At 72.6% G+C, this 23800-nt stretch carries 10 protein-coding genes; 7 read left to right on the top strand and 3 right to left on the bottom strand.

The window, feature by feature from the left end; genetic code table 11:
* Positions 1–4: 4 nt before the first annotated feature.
* On the top strand, positions 5–556 hold the full coding sequence (pyrE, locus tag BQ6202_RS11030) for an orotate phosphoribosyltransferase (protein WP_072314494.1): 552 nt from the start codon (positions 5–7) through the stop codon (positions 554–556).
* Between the two features lie 144 nt (positions 557–700).
* A complete protein-coding gene (locus BQ6202_RS11025; RefSeq protein WP_072314493.1) occupies positions 701–1627 on the top strand; it encodes an AEC family transporter in 927 nt (308 codons plus the stop codon).
* Positions 1628–1653: 26 nt separating this feature from the next.
* Here the strand turns inward: BQ6202_RS11025 and BQ6202_RS11020 are convergent, their stop codons facing one another.
* Positions 1654–2025: a hypothetical protein gene (locus BQ6202_RS11020; RefSeq protein WP_234946198.1), complete on the bottom strand. Its 372-nt coding sequence runs from the start codon at positions 2023–2025 to the stop codon at positions 1654–1656.
* Positions 2026–2551: 526 nt separating this feature from the next.
* Here BQ6202_RS11020 and BQ6202_RS11015 point away from each other — a divergent pair.
* The 4 genes from BQ6202_RS11015 to BQ6202_RS11000 all read left to right on the top strand — a co-directional run bounded on the left by BQ6202_RS11015 (position 2552) and on the right by BQ6202_RS11000 (position 8806).
* Positions 2552–3550, top strand: a complete 999-nt coding sequence (locus BQ6202_RS11015; RefSeq protein ID WP_072314492.1) for an ATP-grasp domain-containing protein — start codon at positions 2552–2554, stop codon at positions 3548–3550.
* A gap of 151 nt (positions 3551–3701) precedes the next feature.
* Complete coding sequence (locus BQ6202_RS11010) at positions 3702–5021, top strand: RNA polymerase sigma factor (RefSeq protein WP_072314491.1); 1320 nt, start codon at positions 3702–3704, stop codon at positions 5019–5021.
* Positions 5022–5144: 123 nt separating this feature from the next.
* Positions 5145–8057: a DUF7507 domain-containing protein gene (locus BQ6202_RS11005; protein ID WP_072314490.1), complete on the top strand. Its 2913-nt coding sequence runs from the start codon at positions 5145–5147 to the stop codon at positions 8055–8057.
* An 89-nt stretch (positions 8058–8146) separates the two neighbouring features.
* Complete coding sequence (locus BQ6202_RS11000; protein WP_072314489.1) at positions 8147–8806, top strand: helix-turn-helix domain-containing protein; 660 nt, start codon at positions 8147–8149, stop codon at positions 8804–8806.
* Between the two features lie 10 nt (positions 8807–8816).
* Here the strand turns inward: BQ6202_RS11000 and BQ6202_RS10995 are convergent, their stop codons facing one another.
* Both BQ6202_RS10995 and BQ6202_RS10990 read right to left on the bottom strand, forming a co-directional pair.
* Complete coding sequence (locus tag BQ6202_RS10995; protein WP_083587218.1) at positions 8817–9455, bottom strand: TetR/AcrR family transcriptional regulator; 639 nt, start codon at positions 9453–9455, stop codon at positions 8817–8819.
* Between the two features lie 156 nt (positions 9456–9611).
* Positions 9612–10430: an HAD-IIA family hydrolase gene (locus tag BQ6202_RS10990; RefSeq protein WP_072314487.1), complete on the bottom strand. Its 819-nt coding sequence runs from the start codon at positions 10428–10430 to the stop codon at positions 9612–9614.
* Between the two features lie 213 nt (positions 10431–10643).
* Between BQ6202_RS10990 and BQ6202_RS10985 the strand changes: the two genes are divergently transcribed.
* Positions 10644–23798, top strand: coding sequence for a DUF7507 domain-containing protein (locus BQ6202_RS10985; RefSeq protein ID WP_072314486.1), 13155 nt, complete (start codon positions 10644–10646; stop codon positions 23796–23798).
* Positions 23799–23800: the final 2 nt, after the last annotated feature.

Raw genomic sequence — 23800 nt, 5'->3', positions numbered from 1 at the left:
GGGCGTGACCGCGCGCGACCAGCTCATCCAGCTCATCCGTGACGAAGCCGTCTTCCACGGCGACTTCGTGCTCACCAGCGGCAAGCGCGCCAGCTACTACATCGATCTGCGCAAGCTCTCGCTCGACCACCGGGCGGCGCCGCTCATCGGCGACGTGCTGCTCGACCTGATCGCCGACATCCCGGATGTCGCGGCGGTCGGCGGTCTGACGATGGGCGCCGACCCGCTCGCGAACGCGGTGCTGCACCGCGGGCTCGCGCGCGACCTCGCCGTCGACGCGTTCGTCGTGCGCAAGCAGCCGAAGGACCACGGCCGCGGGCGTCAGGTCGAGGGGCCGGAGCTCGCGGGCAAGCGCGTGGTCGTGCTCGAGGACACGTCGACGACCGGCGGCAGCCCGATCGCGGCGATCGAGGCGCTGCGCAAGGTCGGCGCCGAGGTGGTGGCGGTCGCGGTGATCGTCGACCGCGCGACGGGCGCGCAGGCGGCGATCGAGGCTGCGGGCGTCGAGTACCGCGCGGCGATCAGGCTCGACGACCTGGGCCTCACGCCCCAGTAGGCAGATCTCAACCGGCTGACTGGCCGGCCAGCGCTGTCAGGGCTTCGGCCGACCAGCTGACCGGTTGAGCGTCGCCTGGGTGGGCGGGGCGGCCGCCCCGCAGGTGGCAGACTGGCTGTCTGACAAGCGGATGCGGGAGGTCACGTGGGCGGCGTGCTGATCGGCTTCGCCATCATCGGCTTCGTCATCCTCGTCGGCTGGCTGCTCGCCCGCTTCGGCATCGTCTCGCAAGAGGGCCGGCTGGTGCTCAACCGCACCTCGTTCTTCGCCGCGAGCCCTGCGCTGCTGTTCACCGTGCTGGCCGGCGCCGACGTCGGCCTGCTCTTCTCCGGCGTGCTCGCCGTCGCGCTCATCGCCTTCGTCGCGGTCGCGCTCGTCTACGCCGTCGTCGCCCGGGTCTGGTTCACGAAGGACCCGAGCCGCATCGCGCTCGGTGCCACCGCATCCGGTTACAGCAACGTCAACAACATCGGCCTGCCCGTCGCGATCTACGTGATCGGCGATGCGAGCTTCGTCGGGCCCATGCTGCTGCTGCAGCTGCTGCTCATCGCCCCCGTGCTGCTCGCGACCCTCGACATCCTCACTGCCGGTCGCGCATCCTTCGTCGGCATCATCACGCAGCCATTGCGCAACCCGATGCTCATCGGCGCGATGCTCGGAGCCGTCGTCGCGGCGCTCGACATCGAGCTGCCAGAGCCCGTGCTCGCGCCGCTGGAGATCCTCGGTGGGGCGGCGGTGCCGCTCATGCTGCTCGCCTTCGGCATCTCGCTCGGCGGCGACCGGCCGCTGCAGCCGGGCTCCGGGCGTCGTGAGGTGGCGCTCGCAGTGGTGCTGAAGAACCTCGCGATGCCGGTCGCCGCGTTCCTGCTGGCGAAGCTCGCGTTCGGCATGGACGACGAGCTCGTCTACGCCTGCACCGTCATGGCGGCGCTGCCGAGCGCGCAGAACATGTACCAGTACGCGCTGCGCTACGACCGCGCGACCGTGATCACGCGCGACATCGTGCTGCTGACGACCGTGACGTCGCTGCCGGTGATGCTGCTGATCGCCTGGCTGCTGAAGCCGGCCTAGCGCCGCGCTGACGCGCGCTGCGCCGCTCAGCCGCGAGCGGGCCACTCCGTGACGGGCGGCGCCGGCTGCAGCCGACCGGTCTCGGGCACCGGCACCTCCCAGGAGCGCGCGCTCGCCGTGACATCGCCGAAGTCGTCGAGCTTCACGCGGATGCGCGAGGGCGTCACCTCGACGACCCGCACGCGCACCTGCGCGCCATCCTCTTCCAGCAGCCACGGCTGGTCGATCCAGGCGATCGAGTGCTCGTCGAGCAGCTCCTCCGCCTGCAGCCAGTCGCCGGCCTCGGCCAGCGGCCGCCCGAACAGGTCCATCGGCTGGAAGCCCGTATCGACGGTGCGCACGAAGCCGACGACCTCGCCGTCCGCGCGGCGGTGCGGCATCCAGTCGGCGGGGATCACGCCTCCGACCCTATGGGTCGGCACAGCGCGGTCGATCGCATCGGCCGGCCGGTCGGTGAGAACGGTTGCATCACGGCAATCGCTCCATCAGAGCCGGCAGCTCGTCGTGCGTCGCGCACGCATCGCTCCGGAGCACGGGCATGCCTCGTGGATGCGAGCAGGTTCGCCGTTGCGAGCAGCTCCTCACGGTGGCCGCACTCGAGTGCATTGCATCTCTGCAAGCCGCCGATGGTCCCGGCCTCGATGCCTTGCAGCAATGCAAGAGAAGAAGTCCCAGGAACAAGCGAGCACACTGACGGACGCCTCCGGATCCGAATGCGTGTCACGCCGCTCCATCCGCAGCGCCCCATCGAGTCCGCCCCGCAGGTGGAGTGCCGCCGCCTGCGCCGAATACAGGGAGCAAGCAGACATTGGAAGACCCCGCAGTGCCCGATGCCATGCGGCCGATCGGCAGGCAGGCGCCGCTCGTCGCCGCCGAGGGCCTCGAGCCCGAGCGCGCCTCACTCGACCTCACGGAGGTGGAACGTTGAAGAACATCCTCATCACCGGAGCCGGCGGCCCCGCAGGCCGCGCGCTCATCGCCCAGCTGCACGGCAGGCGCATCGACGGCGAGGAGGTCGTGCTCATCGGCGCCGACACGGCGACGCTCGACGACCCGCGTCTCAGCCTGAGCGCCCGGCTGCCGGCAGCGCTCGATCCTGCCTACACGCCGGCGCTGCAGCACCTCATCGGGATCGTGCGAGCCGACCTCATCATCCCGACCGTGCCGGAGGAGCTGCCCATCGTCGCAGTGCTCGCCGACCTCATCGGCGCCGACCTCAGCCCCATGGCCGGTGTCGACGGCGAGTGGTCGAACATCGCGCAGATCGCGCCCTGGGTCTCGCCGCCGGTCGTCATCTCGCCGCCCGGGCCGACCGCGCTCGCCGCCGACACGCTCCACACGATGTGGGCGCTGGATCGCGCGGCGGTGCACGTGCCGGACTACGCGCCGGCGGAGCAGCTCTCGAGCGCCGAGGCCGCCCTCGAGCGGTTCCACGGCCCGATCGTCGTGAAGCCGCGCGGGTCGCGCGGCGCGCGCGGCGTGCAGGTCATCCGCGCGGGCGACGGGCTCGAGTGGTCGTCGCTGCCGGCGGGCTCGATCGTGCAGGCGTTCGCGTCGGGCGCTGCGTACTGCCCCCAGGTGTTCCGCTCGTGGGAGACGGGCAGGACCGACGTCGTCGTGCTCGAGAGGACCGAGGTGCGGGAGGCTCGGTTCGGCGATGCGGCCCCGATCCGGCGCTGCGAGCCCGGCGAGGTGCCCGACGTCGAGCGGCTGGCCGCACGCGCGGTCGAGTCGCTCGGCCTCATCGGTCCGGTCGACCTCGACATCCGTCGCATGCACGACGGTATGCCGGTGGTCCTCGACGTCGACGCCCGGTTCGGCGCGCACTCGGAGGCCGCACCGGAGATGGTGGACCTGCTCGTCGAGGAGGTGTTCGGCCGGCCGCGGCTCGCGGGATCCGCTCTCGCCGAGCGCTCGTGGTAGCAGCGGTCACCGGCATCGCTGCTCGCAGCGGTGCTGCCCGCGTGACGGTCGACTCGCAGGTTCGACGTAGGCTGTAGCCCCCGCGGCCCCGGCCGCGAGGCAGCGACGACGCTGTGCGGGCACTGCGACGTCCCAGAAGAAGGGAATCCGGATGCAGATGAAGGCTCCCCGAGCCGCTGCGGTCACCGAGCGCGCCACCGCCCAGCGACTCGAGCGGCTGCTCCAGCGAGCCCGCCGCGGCGACAATGACGCAGTCGGCGAGCTGCTGGAGGCGCTGCGGCCGCTGATGTTCCACGTCGCGCACCAGCGCGCATCGCCCACCATGCCGGCGGACGACCTCGTGGCGACCGCGACGCTGCGCTTCATCGAGTCGCTCGCCAAGGGCGGTGGCCCCACCAGCAATCCCGGTGCCTACCTCACGACCTCCATCCGCAACCTCGCGACCGACCACAGCAAGCTGCGCGAGACCGCCAACGTGTCCCTCGATGCGTCCGTGGGGGAGCACCGGCTCGAGGTCTCGCCGCAGGACCATCCCTCGATCGAGCTGCTGATCGAGCGCTCGGCCGTGCGCGCCGCGTTCGCGCGGCTGAAGCCCGAGCAGCGCAAGGTGCTGCACGAGACCGCCGTCGACGGCCGCAAGCCCGCCGACATCGCCGGCGAGCAGGGCCAGAGCGCGAACACGATCGCTGCGAAGGCCTCGCGGGCGCGCGTAGCGCTCGCGATCGAGCTGCGGGCCGTCATGCTCGCTCGGCTCGGCGCCGAGGGCTGCGAGCCATTCCGGGACGAGCTCTCGCGCGACGGCCTCGCGAAGTCCCCCGAGGCTCGCGCGCACCTCGACGCATGCGGTCGGTGCACGCGGGCGCTCGAGAGCTTCAAGGCCATCCCGGCGGTGCTCACCGCCCTGCCGCTCATCCTCGCCGGAGGCGGAGCGATCACCACGGCTGCGGTCAAGGGCGCGGCCGCCGGCGCTGCGGGTGCTGCGGCCGTGGCCGGTGCAGCGCACGCCGCCCCGGCCAAGGGCCTCCTCGCGGGTGAGGTCGGTCGCACGACCGCGCTGCTGCTCGGCGGCGGCACGATCGTCGCGCTCGCCGCGGGCGGCGTGTGGCTCGCCCAGCGCGAGCCGGCAGTGGTGGAGAGCCCCATCGCGATGGAGGTCTCGACGACCGAGCGCGCCGGCGCGACGGATGTCGCCGTCGCCGTCGAGCCGCGGGGCGAGGTCGACGGGCCGGTCACCGTGACGCTCGAGCTGCCCGACTCGATGCAGGTCGCGAGCGGCCCCGCGGACTGGACGTGCTCGCACGCACCGGGGGGCAGCACCTGCGAGCTGCCGGTGGGCGCGGTGGCCGGCGAGCTGTCGGTCGAGACGCTCGACGGCGCTCCGGCCTCCGGCACCTACTCGGTGGCGGTCACGGCCGCCTCCGGATCACTCGCGGTGATCGGCACCGCCGAGGGCTCGATCTCGGTGCAGTAGCGCCGCTCCACCCGCCTCACCCCGCCCGCGCGGCGCGTCGCTCGCCCGCTGTCACGATTTCGCGCCGAGCCCGTCTTGCGGTTAGGCGCGAAATTGCGCCGCGGTATCGAGGTCGAGGGCGGAATGCACGCGAGCAATGCATGGATCAGGCGAAGTCAGACGCTGCGGCGCGCACGAGCGCTCATCCTGGCGCTCATCCCTGCCGTCGCGCTCGCCACGTCCTCGTTGCCCGATGCCGCTGCCGCCGCTCCGACGGATGCCGCTGGCGCATGGCAGGCGCAGCGCACCGATGACGCACCGGACCCCGCGCCCGGAGGCGACGCGACGGAGCGCATCTCGACCGAGCTGAACGCCGGCGCGGAGACCCTCGCGCTCGAGAGTGGGCGGTGGCACGAGCAGCTCTCCGCCATCACCTCCTACACCGGTGGCGGCCTCGAGTCGCTGGTGGTGACGGATGCGGTTGGCCGCGACGCGCGCACGCACCGCGCCGATCCGGCGGCCGACCACCTCGACGTCTACCGCATGCGCATCGACTTCTCGCCGCAGCTCGCGCGCGCGGCCGTGCCCTACGCCGTCGAGTACACGACGGATGCGGGCGCGGGCTGGCAGCGCTTCGTCCCGACCGACTCCACCACGGCGAGCGATGCGCGCATCGCGGTGCAGCCGGCAGGCTCGAGCGGCTGGCTCGAGAGCGGCTTCGACCAGGCGCTCGAGCTCGCCGCGGGCGAGCGGCTCACGAGCTGGCGCGTGACGGTCTCGCCGGACGCCGCGACGCGGGTGCCCGGCCGCGCCGAGGTCCACGTGAGAGCGGACGTCGTCGCGAGCCTGCCCTCCTTCACGACCGGGGCACCGCCCTCCGGCGACCTCAGCGCAGCCGTCACCGCTGCGGGGACGACGATCGGCGGCGAGCGGCTGGCCGACCGCGACGCCGTGGGCGTGACGATCGCCGACCGCGTCAACCTCACGACGAACGTCGAGGCGCCGACGACGATCGGGCTCGGCACGAGCGCGCCGATCACGGCGACCGTCGTCAACACCGACCCGGCGGGGCGGCCGATCACCGACGCGTTCGTGCGGGTGGTGCTGCCACGGGGCGTCGTCTACGACGCAGAGACGGGAGTCTCGCGCGCGGCGGCTCAGACGCTGACCGGCCGCGCGGTGCCCGACATCGGCGACGGCGTGCGCGTCGCGACCGAGACCCTCGGGGATCGCCAGGTGGTGGTGCTGCTCCTCGACGAGGTCGCGTCCGTGCGCGCGGCGGGTGAGCCACGCCACCGCTTCGAGCTCTCGGACGGCTATCGCTACGCGATCCCCGTCGCCGCGCGTCCCGCGGCACTCGACTCCGGGGCTCCGGTCGAGTTCGAGGCGTGGGCGTCGACGAGCGACGCGGCCCGCACCGAGGTGCCCCTCGGCTTCTACGCCCCGCACGTGAGCGCCGACGTGCACGACTTCGACCCTGCGCGCGACGCGATCGCGCACCTGTCGGCTTCCAGCGTCGTGACCGGCGCCGGGGACGTGCGGCTGGAGGCGAGCGCGGCTGCTGAAGGCGGTGCCTGGGCGAGCTCGGCCACCGTTCGGGCGGGTGAGCTCGCGCGCTGGCGGGTGCAGGTGCGCAACGAGCTGCCGCGCCCCATCCACGACGTCGTGGTGTTCGACCGCCTGCCCGCCGTCGGCGACGAGCGCGGCAGCGAGCTCTCGCTGGCGCTCGCGGGAGCGATCGAGGTGCCAGCAGGCGCGACCGTGGAGTACTCGCGGGATGCGACGTCCGCCGACACGGGCTCCTGGTCGAGCGACCCCGCCGGTGCGGTCGCGTTCCGCGCGGCGCTCGGGACGGTGGCACCGGGTGCGACGGTGGACCTCGAGCTCGCGAGCCGCATGCCGAGCGACGCGCTCGCTGGTGCCCGCGCGGTCAACGACGCGACTGCCTCGGGCAGCTCCGGGGGCGCCGCCGAGTCCTTCACCTCGACGCGCGCGAGCGTGACGCCGGTCGCGGCGCCCGCGCTGCGCGTGGAGAGCGCGGTGGAGGGATGGCCCGACGGCGCCGCGCCCGGCCCGCGCCTGCGTGCGGGCGACACCGTGCGGTGGAGCCACGTCGTGACGAACACGGGCAACGCGATGCTCGATGCGCTCGAGGTGGCAGAGCGGTTCGTCGCAGGTGATGACAGCTCGGGCCTGCGCCCGGCCACGAGCGACGAGCTGGGCGCCTTGGCCCCCGGCGAGACGCGTCGCTTCACCTCGAGCGCGATCGTCATCGAGGGGGCCTACGAGGGCACGACGGTGGCGCGCGCGACCGCGGTCGACCCGCGCGGCCGGCCGCTCGAGGCGCAGCCGAGCGCTGCGACGGATGCGTCGTGGTACGTCGGCGAGGCCCCTCCGCGCGTCGGACCCGCGCCAGGGCCGCCCCCGGGCGGCGGCGCGGAGACGGGGCCACCGAGCCCGGGCCGCCCGCCCGTCGTGGTCGACCCGCCCGCTCGCCCGCCGCAGCCCCCCGTGAGCTCGATCCCGTTCCCCGGTCGCGGTGACGCGCCGCGCCCGCCCGTCGTCGTCGATCCGCCCGTGCCGCCGGCGGTCGCCGCGCCCGCCCCGGCGCCGGCGCCGCCGAGCGCGCAGTCGCCCACCCGGCCCGCGCGAACGGTGGGCGCGACATCGGTGGTCTGGCGCTTCGAGATCTCGAGCGGTGCAGCGGACGGCCAGGACATCGTCGTGATCGATCCGTTGACCGGTCAGCCGGTCTCGCTCGGTGCGCTCGCGGACGGCGAGTCGGCAGCCGTGCAGTTCGGGGGCGGCACCGCCATCTGCGAGCGCGTCGGCGAGGCCGGATCGGAGCGCATCGACTGCGTGCCGGTCGACGAGGCAGCAGAGCGGGATCCGGGCGCGGGCGATGCCCCGCCGCTCTCGAGCGCGCAGGCAGCACCGCCGGCGCTGCAGCTGCTGCCGCCCGTGCTCGCCAGCATCGCAGCGCTGCTGCTGCTCACCGGACTCGCGCTGCTCGCGCGAACACTCATCAGGAACCGCAGATCGGAGCGAATGCCATGACCTTCGTCCTTAACCGCCCAGCCGCCGCCGTGCCGCGGACACTGGATGCCCATCGTCGTCAGCTGCCACCGATGGAAAGGACACGTGCGATGCGTGATCTCAGGCCCGAGCCGACCGACGTCGAGCCCAGTGCATCCGCCGGTGACCGGCCCGCGTTCTCCTCGTGGCTGCGCGATCAGATGCGCGAGCAGGGGCTGCGCGGCATCGACGTCGCACGCGCCTCGAACGGGCTCATCGGGCAGTCCCAGGTGAGCCGCTGGCTCAACGGCCGGTCGCAGCCCAGCCTCGCGAGCAGCGCAGCCATCGCGAGCGCGCTCGGCGTGCCGCAGGCCGAGGTGGTCGAGGCCATCGGTGCCGACCGGCACGCGATCGATGCGCCGCGCACGCCCTCGAAGCGCGCCGCCGTGCCGGTGCAGGTCGGCTTCGACGGCAGCCGTTGGCGGCGCGACATCGATGGCGAGCGGGTGGTGGCAAAGCGCCTGAGCGACCTGCTCGACGCCGGTGAGGCGCCCGCCCTCGACGAGGCGGGCAGCGACCCGCGGGTCGCCGAGGCCTGCGCTCGCTACCGCGAGGCGATGGATCAGATGGAGGCCGCGATGCGCGAGCGCTCGGCGGCGCTGCGCAACCTGGTGCAGGCAGGCATGGCCGTGCAGGATCTCGCGGCCCTGCTCGGTGTCACGCCGCGCGGTGTCGAGCAGCGCATCCGCGCCAACGGCCGCCGGATGGACGACCGCGGACGGCTCGGCTGACCGGACGCTGCTAGCGGAGGTCGGGCTGCAGCCCGCTCGAGAAGGCGTCGAACGCGCACTCGAGCAGTGCCGCGAGGTCGTTCGCGTCGCCGTCGGTCGCCGACCAGGTGCGGATGGCCGTCTTGAGGGCGGCCGTGGCCGCTCCCGCCGTGAGCTGCGCGAGCAGGTCGCTCGCGGGGTCGCTCTCCGTGCGGGCGGCGATCATCGCTCGCACGGCGCCGTCGAACTGCTCGAGCTGCGCCAGGCGATGCGGCACGAGCGAGGGGTTCTCCTCGAGCAGCGCCTCCTTGTCGCGCAGCAGCTGCAGCCGCTCCTCATCCCAGCCGCGCACGTCCTCCAGCAGCACGGTGAGCACCGAGCGCAGCGGATGCTCGTGGGCGGGGCGGGCGGCGAGACCGTCGAGGAGGTCGTTCGGCCCGCTGTCGAACGCAGCGAGCAGCGCCGCCTCCTTGGAGGCGAAGTAGTTGGACACCGTCCTGGGAGAGACGAACGCGCGCTCGGCGATCTGATCGATCGTCACGTTCGGGAGGCCGCGCTCGGTCGTGAGGGTGAGTGCGGCGTCGGCGATCGTGCGGTAGGTCATCTGCTTCTTGCGGGCGCGGAGGCCCTGGGCCGTGGTCTGATCAGCAGGAGGTGCGGGTGCGAACATCGATCTCACTCAGGTCGTGCGTCGGCCGGCGATGGCGCGGCCTGCGCAAGTCTGCGCGAACGACGTTATGGAGCGCAAATCGACAAGGGCATGCTCGACCACCGCTGAGCAACGTCGCGCACCCTTGAGGAAACTCTGGGCTTGCGAGCGCAGCGCCTAGATGTCGTCGCGCGGCGACTCGACCTCTGACTCCACCGGCGCCGCGTCCACGAGCTCGAACACGCCCTCGAGCATCTCGTCCGGCCGGAACGGGTAGGTGTCGACGAGCGAGCGGGTCGAGATGCCGGTCATCACGAGCACGGTGTGCAGCCCGGCCTCCATGCCGGCGATGATGTCGGTGTCCATGCGGTCGCCGATCATGCCGGTGACCTCGCTGTGGGCGCCGATCTTGTTGAGCGCCGAGCGGAACATCATCGGGTTCGGCTTGCCCACGATGTAGGGCGTGCGCCCCGTCGCCGTCGTGATCAGCGCGTTGATGGCGCCGGTCGCCGGCAGGATGCCGTCGGCGCTGGGGCCTGTCGCATCGGGGTTCGTGGAGATGAAGCGGGCACCGCCGGCGATCAGGCGGATGGCCTTCGTGATCGCCTCGAACGAGTAGGAGCGCGTCTCGCCGATCACCACGAAGTCCGGATCCGAGTCCGTCATCGTGAATCCGATCTCATGCAGCGCCGTGATGATGCCCGCCTCTCCGATCACGTAGGCAGAGCCGCCGGGCGCCTGGTCGTGCAGGAAGTCGGCGGTGGCGAGCGCGCTCGTCCAGATCCGCGCCTCCGGCACGTCGAGACCGGATGCGCGCAGCCGCGCCGCGAGATCGCGCGGCGTGAAGATCGAGTTGTTCGTGAGCACGAGGAACTCCGTGCCCGCGTCCTGCCACTGCCGCAGCAGCTCCTTGGCGCCCCGGAGCGGGCGGTTCTCGTGGACGAGCACGCCGTCCATGTCGGTGAGCCAGCATTCGATGTCCTCGCGCGTTCGCATGCCCTGAGGCTACGGCGTGCGGGTTGCAGGCGGATGACGGAGATGTTGCCCGGGTCGGGGCCCCCACCCGGACGCGGGATCGCGTCTGTTATAGAACAGTTACCGAAAATGTTCTTTACGTTTCCTCAAGTGTGAACTACTGTCGAGTCGTTATGCCCGCCGCGTGCTGTCGCCGCCGTGCGTGCTCTCTCCCCAACGAAGATTGCTGACTCGATGCACCCTCGCGCCCGCACGCACCGCCGCTCCATCACCAAGCCGATCGCGGCGGGCCTGACGATGCTCCTCGCAGCGACCGCCGTGGTCTTCACGCCAGCGGTGGCGGCCGAGGCGGCCGTGATCAAGCCGGTCACGTCGAGCTACGACGAGATCGTCAACGGCGACTACGTGATGATCGGCAACGGCAACCTCGTCGCCTCCACCCCTGTGCTCTCTCAGCGCAGCGATTCCCCGACGGGCCTGCACAACGGCACCGTCAGCGGTACCGGCACCTCCCGCGTGAACTACAACGACTACCTGAACATGGTGAACGTCGGGGCTTCCGCGGCGATGGGCTCGAACTCGAGCCAGGCACGAGTCAGCATCCCTGCCGGCGCGAAGGTCGTGCACGCCGAGCTGTACTGGATGGGCAACACGGGAGTCGTCCAGGGCCAAACGGGCGCGCGATGCTCGGCCAACGCCGGCGTGACCGGCTCGGTGCCCACTGGCTCGTACCGCGACCGCATGCCGCGCGTCCGTATCGGCACGGGCCCGGTGCAGGTCGTCTCTGGCGCGACGTTCACGACGGAGCCGACCGTCAACACGAACGAGTCCTACTACTACTCGGGCCGAGCCGACGTGACGTCGCTGCTCGCGGGCCTTCCTGCTGGATCGCAGCAGCTGGTGAGCGTCGGAGACCTGTGGCTCGCGCAAGGACACGGCTGCTTCGGCGGCTGGTCGATGTCGCTCGTGTACGACTTCGGCAGCTACAGCGCCAACGACCCGGGCACGGTTGCGCGCAACGTCATCCTCTCTGACGGCCACGCGCGTCTCGCATCATCGGACGTCCCGCTGACTGTCCCGTTCGGCACGTTCAACTCCGTCGCCCCCGGCACGCGCGCCAGCTTCTCCATCGGCGAGGGAGACGCCGCGATCGTGGGCGATTACGCGGAGTACCGCAACGGTCCCAGCGGAGCGCGAACGCGCATCACCTCACCGACAGGCGTGACAGACAACATCGGCACGGGCTCGACCGCGTCGTCGGTGCGGTACCAGGGCACGTCGACCGGCAGCTTCTACAACGCGAGCATGACGGTGGTGGACGCGCCGCTCACCGCGATCGGCACGGGGCAGGTGCAGCCAGAGCTGGTCCTCGGCACGACCGGCGACTCCTACATGCTGCAGTCGGTCGCGCTCTCGGTGCCCGTGGGTGCCGTCACCGTCGACAAGAGCGTCAACGGTGCTGACGACCTGCAGCAGCTCGTCGAGGGAGAGATCCCGACCTTCACGATCGTGGTGAGCAACACGGGTTCCGCGCCGCTGCGGAACGTGCGGGTGAGCGACCCGTGGGCGACCGCCTGCGACCGCGTCATCGGCAACCTCGCCATCGGCCAGTCCATCTCCTACGAGTGCGTCGGGCCGCCCGTCTTCGAGGGCTACACCAACGTCGCGACCGTGAGCGCCGAGACCTCGGGCGGCGTCGCCGTGCGCGATGCGGGTGACCCCTCGGTGATCCAGTACACCGACATCGAGCTCGACAAGCGCGTCTCGCCCGGCGCCGACTACACCGCGCGCGCGGGCGACACGCTCGAGTACGCCTTCGTCGTGCGCAACGCCGGCACGAGCCCGCTCACGAGCATCGTGCTCACCGACGACATGGCGGGCCTCCAGGGCCTCGCCATCGACTGGGCGACGTCGAGCAACCCCGCCAGCCCCTCCGGCACCCTCGCGGCAGGCGAGACCGTCATCGCTCGCGCCACCTACGTGCTGACGCAGGCCGACGTGAACCGCGGCTCGGTCGTGAACGCCAACGCCCGCGTCGAGGGCTCCGATGCCTCCGGCAACCGGGTCGCAGCGCTCGACGGTGCGACGCACCCGATCCCGAGCCTCCCTGCGCTCGAGCTGCTGAAGTCGGGCGTGCTCGCCGAGGGCATGCCGGGCGACCCGATCGTCTACACCTTCTCCGCGCGCAACACGGGCAACGTGCCGCTCACCGGCGTCGCGATCAGCGACCCGATGCCGGGCCTCGGCGCGCTCTCGTACACCTGGCCCGGCACGCCCGGTCAGCTGGCCCCCGGCCAGACCGTCACCGCCACGGCGACCGCCGCGCTGACGCAGGCGCAGGCGGATGCGGGCGAGGCGCGCAACACCGCGACGGTCGTCGGCACGCCGCCGACCGGCCCCCAGATCAGCGACGAGGGCGGCACCCGCGTCGTCGTCGAGCGCGAGCCCTCGATCGACATCGAGAAGCGCGGCACCCTCACCGGCGGCAGCGTCGCGGGCGACCCGGCCGTCTACGACCTCGTCGTCACGAACAACGGCAACACCACCCTCACGGGCGTGACGGTCAGCGACCCGCTGTTCGCCGCCGACGAGCTCCAGGTCGTCGGCGAGTGGCCCGGCGACGCCGGCACGCTGCTGGCAGGCCAGTCGATGACCTTCCGGGCGACGCACCTGCTGACGCAGGACGAGGTCGACGCGGGCCGACTCGACAACACCGCGAACGTCTCGGGCACCCCGCCCGGCGGGCTCGCCGATGCCACCGACACCGACTCCTTCACGATCTCGCTGGAGCAGGAGCCCGGCGTCGAGCTCGCGAAGGCCGGCACGCTCGTGCTCGGCGGACCGGGCGTGGCCGACGACCGGATCGACTACACCTTCACCATCGTCAACAGCGGCAACGTCACGCTGACGGAGGTCGCGCTCGACGACGCCGACCTCGGCGGCGCGACGATCAGCTACACCTGGCCCGGCGACGCGGGCACGCTCACACCCGGACAGACGGCGACCGCGACCGCGACCTGGTCGGTCACGCAGGCGCAGCGCGACGCGGGTCGCGCAGAGAACACGGCCGTCGTCAGCGGCACCTCGCCAGAGGGCGCTGCGGTCGAGGACGACGACACGGCGATCGTGCCGATCGTCTCCCGCCCCGCGCTCACGCTCGACAAGTCGGGCTCGCTCGCCGAGGGCATGCGCCTCGAGGGCGACACCGTCGCCTACGACTTCACGGTCACCAACACCGGCAACGTCACGCTCACCGCTGTCGCGATCGCCGATGACCTCGTCGACGGACCGGTCGCGATCACGTGGCCCGCGGCCGCCGGCACGCTCCTCCCCGGCCAGTCGGCGACTGGCACGGCGCAGTACACCCTCACCCAGGCCGACATCGACGGGGGCTTCGTCGACAACGTCGCAATCGCATCCGCGACCTCGCCGCGAGGCGAGAACCCCGTGACGACCGACGACGACCGCGTGCTCGTTCCGCAGACGTCCCGCTTCTCGCTCGAGAAGACGGGCACCCTCGCAGACGGCGCGCAGGGCATCGCGGGCGATGAGGTCGTCTACACCTTCGTGGTCGAGAACACCGGCAACACGACGCTCACCGACGTCACCGTCGAGGACCCGCTGCCCGGCCTCTCGACGCCCACCGCCCAGGCGTGGCCTGCAGAAGAAGGCGTGCTGCTGCCCGGCCAGTCGGTCGAGCTCACCGCGACCTACACGCTCACGCAGGCCGACGTCGACGCGCTGACGCGCGAGAACACCGCGATCGTCTCCGGCACGACGCCGGATGGTGCCAGCACCAGCGTCATCGACGACTACTCGCTCCCGATCGTCGTCGAGCCCAGCATCGCCCTCACGAAGACGGGCGCGCTCACGGGCGGCGCCGTCGTGGGCAGCACGATCTCCTACGGCTTCGACATCGTCAACGACGGCCCGCTCACGCTCTCCGGCGTCGTCCTGGTCGACGCGCTCCCGGGCATCAGCGCCATCGAGTACGGCGCCTGGCCCGACCCCGAGCAGCCCGCGACGCTCGCTCCGGGAGCGTCGGTCTCCGCGACCGCGACCTACGTCCTCACGCAGGCCGACATCGAGCGCGGCTTCGTCGACAACGCCGCGACCGTCTTCGCATCCTCGCTCGAGGGCGAGAGCACGAGCGACTCCGACGAGCAGCGCGTCGAGCTGCCCGCCGCGCCGGGCATCACGGTCACCAAGACCCCGACGCTCTCGGGCGAGGGCGTCGCAGGAGCGACCATCAGCTACGCGATCGTCGCCGAGAACACCGGCAACGTCGCGCTCACCGGGGTCACGCTCACCGACGACCTCGCGGGCCTCACGGGCTTCACGCTGACGTGGCCGGGCACTCCCGGCACCCTGCAGCCGGGCCAGCGCGTCACCGCCAGCCCGACGTACACGGTGACGCAGGCCGATGTCGACCGCGGCGTGGTCGAGAACACCGCCGCCGCCTCCGGCACCCCGGCTCGCGGCGAGCCGGTCTCCGACAGCGCCGACGGCGACGTGCAGCTCTCGACCGACGCATCGATCGTCCTCACGAAGGATGCGTCGCTCGCGACGGGCAGCACCGGCGCGGTCGGCGACGTGGTCGAGTTCGACTTCGTCGTGCGCAACGCCGGCGACGTCACCGTCACCGGTGTCTCGATCGACGACCCGATGTTCCCGGCCGGCGTCGCCTTCGGCGCCTGGCCCGACGCTGCCGCGCCCGGCACGCTCGCGCCCGGCCAGCAGGTCACGGCGAGCGCCGAGCGCGCACTGACGCAGGCCGACCTCGACGCCAACGGCGTCGTGAACGAGGCCACCGCATCCGCCACCCCGCCGAACGACGCAGAGCCGGTCAGCGACACCGACGACGCGACCGTGCCGCTGCCCGGCACGGCGAGCCTGACGCTCGTCAAGGACGGCGCGCTCAGCGGCGTCGGCAACCCCGGCGACACCATCGACTACACGTTCACGATCACGAACACCGGCACCGTCACCGTGCGCGACATCGCGCTCGCCGATGAGCTCGAGGGGCTCAGCGACATCGCCTTCGGCACCTGGCCGGGCACCGAGGGCGAGCTGCCGCCGGGCGGGTCGGTCGAGGCGACCGCCAGCTACGCGGTGACGCAGGCCGATGCCGATGCCGGCACGGTCGACAACTCGGCGACCGCCACGGGCTCGACGCAGGAGAACGGCGAGGTCGAGGCGACCGACACCGACGAGCAGCCGCTCGCCTCGGTCGGCGCGCTGACGATCGACAAGACGCACACGGCTGACGGCCTCGCCGTGGGCGACGTCGTCGACTACTCCTTCGTGGTCGAGAACACCGGCGGCCTCACGCTCAGCGACGTCTCGATCGCCGACGCGCTGCCGGGCCTCACCGCCATCGCCTACGGCGAGTGGCCCGCTGCCGATGGCGTGCTCCTGCCCGGAGAGACGGTCACCGCGACCGCGCAGCTCACCGTGACGCAGGCGCACCTCGACGCGGGCGAGATCGTGAACGTCGCGACCGCCTCGGCCACCGCGCCCCGCGGCCCGGCCCCGAGCGGCACCGACACCGACACGGTCGCGCTGCTGCAGGATCCCGTGCTGACGCTCGTCAAGACCGGCGCGCTCACCGAGGGCGCGACCGGAGTCGCGGGCGACGTGATCACCTACGCGTTCAGCATCCGCAACGACGGCAACGTCACCGTCACCGGTGTCGAGCTGACCGACGAGCTCGACGGCCTCAGCGAGCCCGTCTTCGCGCTCTGGCCGGGCGAGCCCGGCACCCTCGCACCTGGCGATGTCGTCACGGCCACCGCGACCTACGCGGTCACGCAGGCCGACGCCGACGCGGGCCTGGTCGACAACACCGCAGACGTCACGGGTGACACCGCGACCGCCGGCCCCGTGGCCGATGCAGACGACGCCACCGTGGCGCTCGGCGCCGCGCCCGGCCTCTCGATCGCCAAGTCCCACACCGGCGCAGGCTTCGGCGTCGGCGACGTCGTGCCCTACGGCTTCCTGGTGACCAACACGGGTGACGTCACGCTCACCGACGTGACGGTGGCGGATGCGCTGCCGGGCCTCGGCGACATCGCCTACGGCGAGTGGGAGTCGGGCACCGAGGGCACGCTGCTGCCGGGCCAGTCGGTCACCGCGACCGCGACGCTCGCGGTGACGCAGGCGCACCTCGACGCCGGGCTCATCGAGAACGAGGCCACCGCGACCGGCACGCCGCCGCGCGCGACGCTGCCGACGCCGTCGGTCACTGACGACGACACGGTCGTGCTCGCGCAGTCGCCGAGCCTGTCGCTCGTCAAGGAGGGCTCGCTCGTCGACCTCGTCGACGGCGTCGCCGGCGACCGCATCGACTACACCTTCACGATCACGAACGACGGTGACGTGACGGTCTCGGACATCGCGCTGAGCGACGAGCTCGCGGGGATCACGGACATCGCCTTCGGCACGTGGCCGGGCGTGCCCGGCGTCCTCGCGCCCGACGAGGCGGTCACCGCGACCGCCTCGCTCGTCCTGACCCAGGCCGACGCCGACGCGCTCGAGGTCGTGAACGAGGCATCCGCCACCGGCACGACCGCGACCGCCGGCGACGTCGGCGACAGCGCGCGGCACGTCGAGCCGCTGCCCGCCGTCGGCGCGCTGTCGATCGACAAGACGCACCCCGCGGGCGACTATGCGGTCGGCGACACCGTCGAGTACTCGTTCGTGGTCACCAACACCGGTGACCTCACCCTCACGGGCGTCGAGGCGAGCGACGAGCTCGAGGGCCTGTCGGATCTGGCCTACCGCACCTGGCCGGGCGAGGCCGGCGTGCTCGCACCGACGCAGTCGGTCACCGCGACGGCGACGCTCGTCGTGACGCAGGCGCACATCGACGCCGGTGCCATCGACAACACCGCCTCGGTCGTCGGCACGACACCGCAGGACACCGAGGTCTCCGACGACGACACCGACACGGTGCCGTTCGAGCCGACCCCGCGCCTGACGCTCACGAAGACGGGCGCGCTGACGAGCGGCGTCGGCAACGCGGGCGACACGGTGACCTACACCTTCGAGATCGAGAACGAGGGCAACGTCACGATCGCGGCGATCGCGCTCGCCGACGACCTCGAGGGCCTCAGCGACATCGCCTTCGGCCCGTTCCCCGGCATCGACGGCGTGCTCGCTCCCGGTGAGTCGGTCACGGCCACCGCGACGTATGCGGTGACGCAGGCGGACGCCGATCGCGGCTCCATCGACAACGAGGCGACCGCGTCGGGGCTCACGCCCACGCGCCAGCCGGTCTCCGACGCAGACGAGCACACGCAGGAGCTGCGCTCGGTCTCGGCCATCGAGATCGACAAGTCGCACACCGCCGGCACCTTCGCGGTCGGCGACGAGGTGGAGTACGCCTTCCTCGTCACGAACACCGGTGGGCTCACGCTCGCGGACGTCTCCGTGGCCGACGAGCTGCCGGGCCTGGGCGACATCGCCTACGGCGAGTGGCCGGCCGCCGAGGGCGTGCTGCTGCCCGGCGAGTCGGTCACGGCGACCGCGACGCTCACGGTCACGCAGGCCCACGTGGATGCCGGCGAGATCCTGAACGAGGCATCCGCGACGGCGACCGCTCCTCGCGGCGACGACCCGAGCGACAGCGACACCGATCGCGTCGCCCTCGAGCGCATCGCCAGCATCGAGCTGCTGAAGACCGGCGAGCTCGCGGGCATCGGCGATGCCGGTGACGCGCTCACGTACACCTTCACGATCACGAACGACGGCAACGTCACCGTCTCGGGCATCGAGCTCGAGGACGCGCTGCCCGGCATCGGCGAGATCGCCTTCGGCGACTGGCCGGCCGAGTCGGGCACGCTGCTGCCCGGCGAGTCCGTCGAGGCGACAGCGGTCTACGTCGTGACCCAGGCGGATGCCGACGCCGGCACCGTCGTCAACGACGCATCCGCCTCGGGCACCACGCCCGCCGGCCCCGTCGACGACCAGGCCGCGCACACGCAGGGCCTGGGCGCGACTGCGCTGCTCGAGCTCACGAAGTCGCACGAAGCGCCCGCGAGCCCGCTCGCGGTCGGCGACGACGTGACCTACACATTCCTGGTCGAGAACGTCGGCGGCCTCACGCTCACCGACGTGACGGTGTCGGATGCGCTCACGGGCCTCGGCGACATCGCCTACGGCGAGTGGGAGTCCGGCACCGCCGGCACGCTGCTGCCTGGCCAGTCGGTCACGGCGACCGCGACGCTCGCGGTGACGCAGGCGCACGTCGACGCCGGCGAGATCCTGAACGAGGCGAGCGTCACCGGCGCCCCGCCGCGCGACGGCATCACGCCGCCGGTGACGACCGACGACGACCGCGTGCCGCTGCTGCAGCGCGCGAGCATCGCGCTCGAGAAGACGGGCGAGCTGCGCGATGGCGCGCTCGGCGTCACGGGCGACACGATCGACTACGCGTTCACGATCACGAACGACGGCACCGTCACGGTCTCGGGCATCGAGCTGAGCGACGAGCTCGAGGGTCTCGGCGACATCGCCTTCGGCGAGTGGCCGGGCGAGCCGGGTGCGCTGGCGCCGGGCGAGTCCGTCCAGGCGAGCGCCGCCTACGTGCTGACGCAGGCCGACGCCGACGCGGGCGCCGTCGTCAACGAGGCATCCGTCACGGGCACGACGGCGACAGCGGGCCCGGTCGCCGACGAGGCCGCGCACACGCAACCGCTCGGCGCGGCGCCCTCGATCACGATCGAGAAGTCGCACGAGGGCTCGGCCTTCGTGGTCGGCGAGACCGTGCCCTACACGATCGTCGCCACGAACGACGGCCACGTCACGCTGCGCGAGGTCGAGGTGACGGATGCCCTCGACGGGCTCGAGATCACCGGCACCACCTGGGATGGCGCCGAGGGCGTGCTGCTGCCGGGCGAGTCGGTCGTCATGACCGCGAACCTCGTCGTGACGCAGACGCACGTCGACGCCGGCAGCGTCGTCAACGAGGCCGTCGTGGCCGCGACGCCGCCCGCCGGCGAGCCGCTGCGCGAGACGGTCACCGACACGGTGCCCTTCGCACAGCTGCCGTCGATCTCGCTCGAGAAGACCTCGGTCCTCGGGGGCTCCAGCGCCGGCGACGGCGTCGACTACGCCTTCACGCTCGAGAACACCGGCACGGTGACGCTCACCGACGTCGCGCTGAGCGACGAGCTCGAGGGCCTCGGCGACATCGTCTTCGGCGAGTGGCCGGGCACCGAGGGCGTCCTCGCTCCCGGTGACGTCGTCACCGCCACGGCCCGGTACGTGCTCACGCAGGCGGACGTCGACCGCGGCTCGATCGCGAACGAGGCGACCGCCGTCGGCACCGCGCCGAGCGGCGCCGCCGCCGGCGTCGTGGCCCGCGACGACGCATCCGTCACGGACACGCTCGAGGCCTCGCCCTCGCTGCGCTTCGCGAAGGAGGCGCAGGTCGACGCGCCGGCGCTCGGCTCGGTCGTCACCTACGGCTTCGAGCTCGAGAACACCGGCAACGTGACGCTCTCGGGCGTCGCGGTCAGCGACCCGCTGCCTGGCCTCTCGGAGCTCGACTACAGCTGGCCCGGCGACGCCGGGGTGCTGCTGCCGGGCGAGATCGCCACGGCGACCGCCACCTACACGATCACGCAGGCCGACGTGGATGCCGGCGGTGTCACCAACAGCGCGGCCGCTGTCGGCGCGCCGCCCGTCGGCGAGCCCGTGCGGCCGACCGACGAGGTGACGGTGCCGATCACCACGCAGCCCGCGCTCGTGCTCGACAAGGCCGCGACGCTCGAGGACGGTGCGGCCGGCGTCGCGGGCGACGAGGTCACCTACACGCTCGTGGTGCGGAACGACGGCGACGTCACGCTCACCACGATCGAGCTCACCGACCCCTTGGCGGGGCTCAGCGACATCGCGTTCGGCGAGTGGCCCGGCACCGCGGGGCAGCTGGCGCCCGGCGAGCAGGTCACGGCGACGGCGACCTACGCGCTCACGCAGGCCGACGTCGACGCTGGCTTCGTCGACAACACGGCGACCGCCTCCGCACAGCCGCCGTCGGGCGACCGCATCGCGGTCGACGACGACGAGCGGCTGCTGACGCCCGGCACCATCGGCATCTCGCTCGACAAGTCGGCTGTGGCCTCCGCCGGCGCCGCGAGCGTCGCGGGCGACACCGTCGCCTACGAGCTCGTGATCGCCAACGAGGGCTCGCGCACGCTCACCTCCATCGTGCTGAGCGACCCGCTGCCGGGCCTCAGCGCGCCCGTGATCGACTGGTCGACCGCCGCCATCGAGGGGCAGCTCGCCCCCGGCGAGCAGGTCATCGCCACCGCCGACTACACGCTCACGCAGGCCGACGTCGACGCCGGGCTGGTGGAGAACACGGCGACCGTCGCGGCCGCCGATCTGCGAGGCAACCCCGTCGAGGCGGGCGACTCCGCGACCGTCGCGCTCGAGGGCACGCCGCTGCTGACGCTCGACAAGCGCGTCGTCAACGACGCCGACGCCGTGGGCGAGGCGGTCGAGTACCGCTTCGAGCTCGCGAACGAGGGCACGGTGACGCTGCGCGACATCGCGCTCGTCGACGCGCTCGAGGGCGTCTCGGCGCCCGTGATCGACTGGTCGACCGCGGCCGTCGAGGGCGAGCTGGCGCCGGGCGAGACGGTCACCGCGACCGCCACGCTCACGCTCACGCAGGCCCACGTCGACGCGGGCTCCGTCGTGAACGAGGCCACCGCATCCGCCACCCCCGACGGCGGCGAGCCGATCGAGGCCGGCGACTCGAGCACGCTGCCGCTGCCGCAGCTGCCGAGCCTCACCACCGACAAGGGCGCCCAGCTGCCCGAAGGCTCGACCGGTGCGGTCGGCGAGGCGGTCGACTACACGATCGTCGTCGTCAACGACGGCACCGTCACGGTCGACGACGTCACGGTCGACGACCCGATGTTCGCCGCCGACGCGCTCGCCTACGACTGGAGCGGCGCCACGACCGAGGGCAGCCTCGCCCCCGGCGAGACGCTCACGGTCACCGCGACGCACGTGCTCACGCAGGCCGACGTCGACGCAGGGCGCGTCGACAACACGGCGGTCGCCAGCGGCAGCTCGCCCGTGGGCCCCGTCGACGACGACGCGACGGCGGTGGTCACGATCGTGCAGTCGCCGAGCATGGCGTTCACGAAGACCGCGTCGACGGATGCCGCGCCCGCGCTGGGCGAGACCGTCACGTACACCTTCGAGGTCACCAACACCGGCAACACCACCCTGCGCGGCGTCGCCATCGACGACGCGATGGAGGGGCTGAGCCCGCTCGAGTACTCCTGGCCGGGTGAGGTCGGCGTGCTCGCGCCGGGGGAGACGGTCACCGCGACCGCGACCTACGGGATCACGCAGGGCGACGTCGACGCCGGCACGGTCGACAACACGGCGACCGCGACGGGCACGACGCCCGACGGCGACACCCTCGAGCCGAGCGCGACCGAGCAGGTCGAGATCGACCGGCACCCGTCGCTGCGGCTCGCGAAGCTCGGCACGCTCGCGCCCGGCGCCGCCGGCGTCGCGGGCGACCGCGTCGACTACGCCTTCGAGGTGGTCAACACCGGTGACGTCACGCTCACGGGCGTGGCCATCGACGACCCCCTGCCGGGGCTGAGCGACATCGCCTTCGGCGCCTGGCCGGGCGAGTCCGGCGTGCTGGCGCCGGGGCAGGCCGTCACGGCGAGCGCGAGCGCAGTGCTCACGCAGGCCCACATCGACGCGGGCCGCGTCGTGAACGACGCCACCGCATCCGCCGCCTCGCCCACGGGCGAGACGGTCACCGACGGCGATTCGGCAGAGGTCGGCACGCAGCAGCGCGGCGCCCTCGACGTCGAGAAGTCGTCGACCGTGACCGGTGCCGGGCTCGTGGGCGACGAGATCGCCTACGCGTTCTCGGCGACCAACACGGGCACCGTGACCCTGACCGGGGTGGCGCTGAGCGACGAGCTCGAGGGGCTGGGCGACATCGCCTACGACTGGCCCGGTGCGGCCGGTGTGCTGGCGCCCGGCGAGACGGTGACGGCGACCGCGACCTACGCGATCGCCCAGGCCGATCTCGATCGCGGATCGGTCGAGAACTCGGTCGTCGTCCGTGGCCAGGTGCCCGGCGGCGGGCCCGTCGAGCACGAGGACTCCGTGACGACCCCGACGCCCGGCTTCGGCTCGCTGACGTTCACCAAGTCGGGCACGCTCGACGCTGAGGGCGACGCGCAGCCCGGCGATGTCATCACCTACGCCTTCGTGGTGACGAACGACGGCACCCGCACGCTCTCCGGCGTCGGCATCGACGACCCCATGGCGGGACTGTCGGAGCTCGCCTACGCGTGGCCGGGCGAGGCCGGCGTCCTGGCGCCGGGCGAGACGGTGACCGCGACGGCGACGTATGCGGTGACGCAGGCCGACATCGATGCGGGCTTCGTGCGCAACGCCGCACTCGCATCGACCGACGGGCCCGATGAGCCGGGTGAGACGACGACGCCGCTGCAGCAGCGCTCCGAGCTGCTGTTCGAGAAGACCGCGGGCTACGCGGCGCCGCTGTTCGGCGCGCCGGCCTCGGTGGGCGACACGATCTCCTACGGCTTCCGGCTCGAGAACGCTGGCACGACGACGCTCACGGGTGTCGCGGTGATCGACGAGCTCGCGGGCCTGTCGACCATCGAGTACGCCTGGCCTGACGAGGCGCGCCCCGGCGTGCTGCTGCCGGGCGAGGTCGCGACGGCGACGGCGACGTATGCGCTGACGCAGGCCGACCTCGACGCAGGCGCCGTGCACAACGCGGCCACCGGCACGGCGACGCCGCCCACGGCACCGGGGGCGCCGGTCCCCGCGCCGCTGACGCCGGGCGACGAGACCACGACCGAGCTGCCGCGCACCACCGGCATCGAGCTGACCAAGGTCGGCGCGGTGGAGGAGGGCGCGATCGGCGAGGTCGGCGACCGCATCACCTACGCGTTCGAGGTCTCGAACACGGGCAGCACGACGCTGACCGAGGTGTCGATCGCGGATGCGATGCCGGGCCTGTCCGAGATCGCCTACACCTGGCCGGGCCAGGCGGGCGTGCTGCTGCCGGGCGAGACGGTCGCGGCGACGGCGACCTATGCGCTGACCGCGGCCGACATCGAGGGCGACACGGTCGTGAACGACGCGACGGCGACGGGCACGCCGCCGACCGGCATGGAGCCGCCGACGGACGGCGCCTCCGCGACGGTCGACGTGCCGAGCCCCGAGCACCCGGGCACGGGCCTGCCGCAGACGGGCATGGAGGTGCCGATCCCGCTGATCGCGGGCGGTGCCGCGCTGCTGCTGCTCCTCGGTGGGCTGCTCGTGTGGCGCTCGCGGCGGGCGCGCGACGACCAGGAGCCGCTCCTGTAGTC

Source organism: Agrococcus sp. Marseille-P2731 (genome assembly GCF_900117395.1).
GTDB lineage: Bacteria > Actinomycetota > Actinomycetes > Actinomycetales > Microbacteriaceae > Agrococcus.
This window is presented reverse-complemented; position numbering and strand designations above follow the sequence as displayed.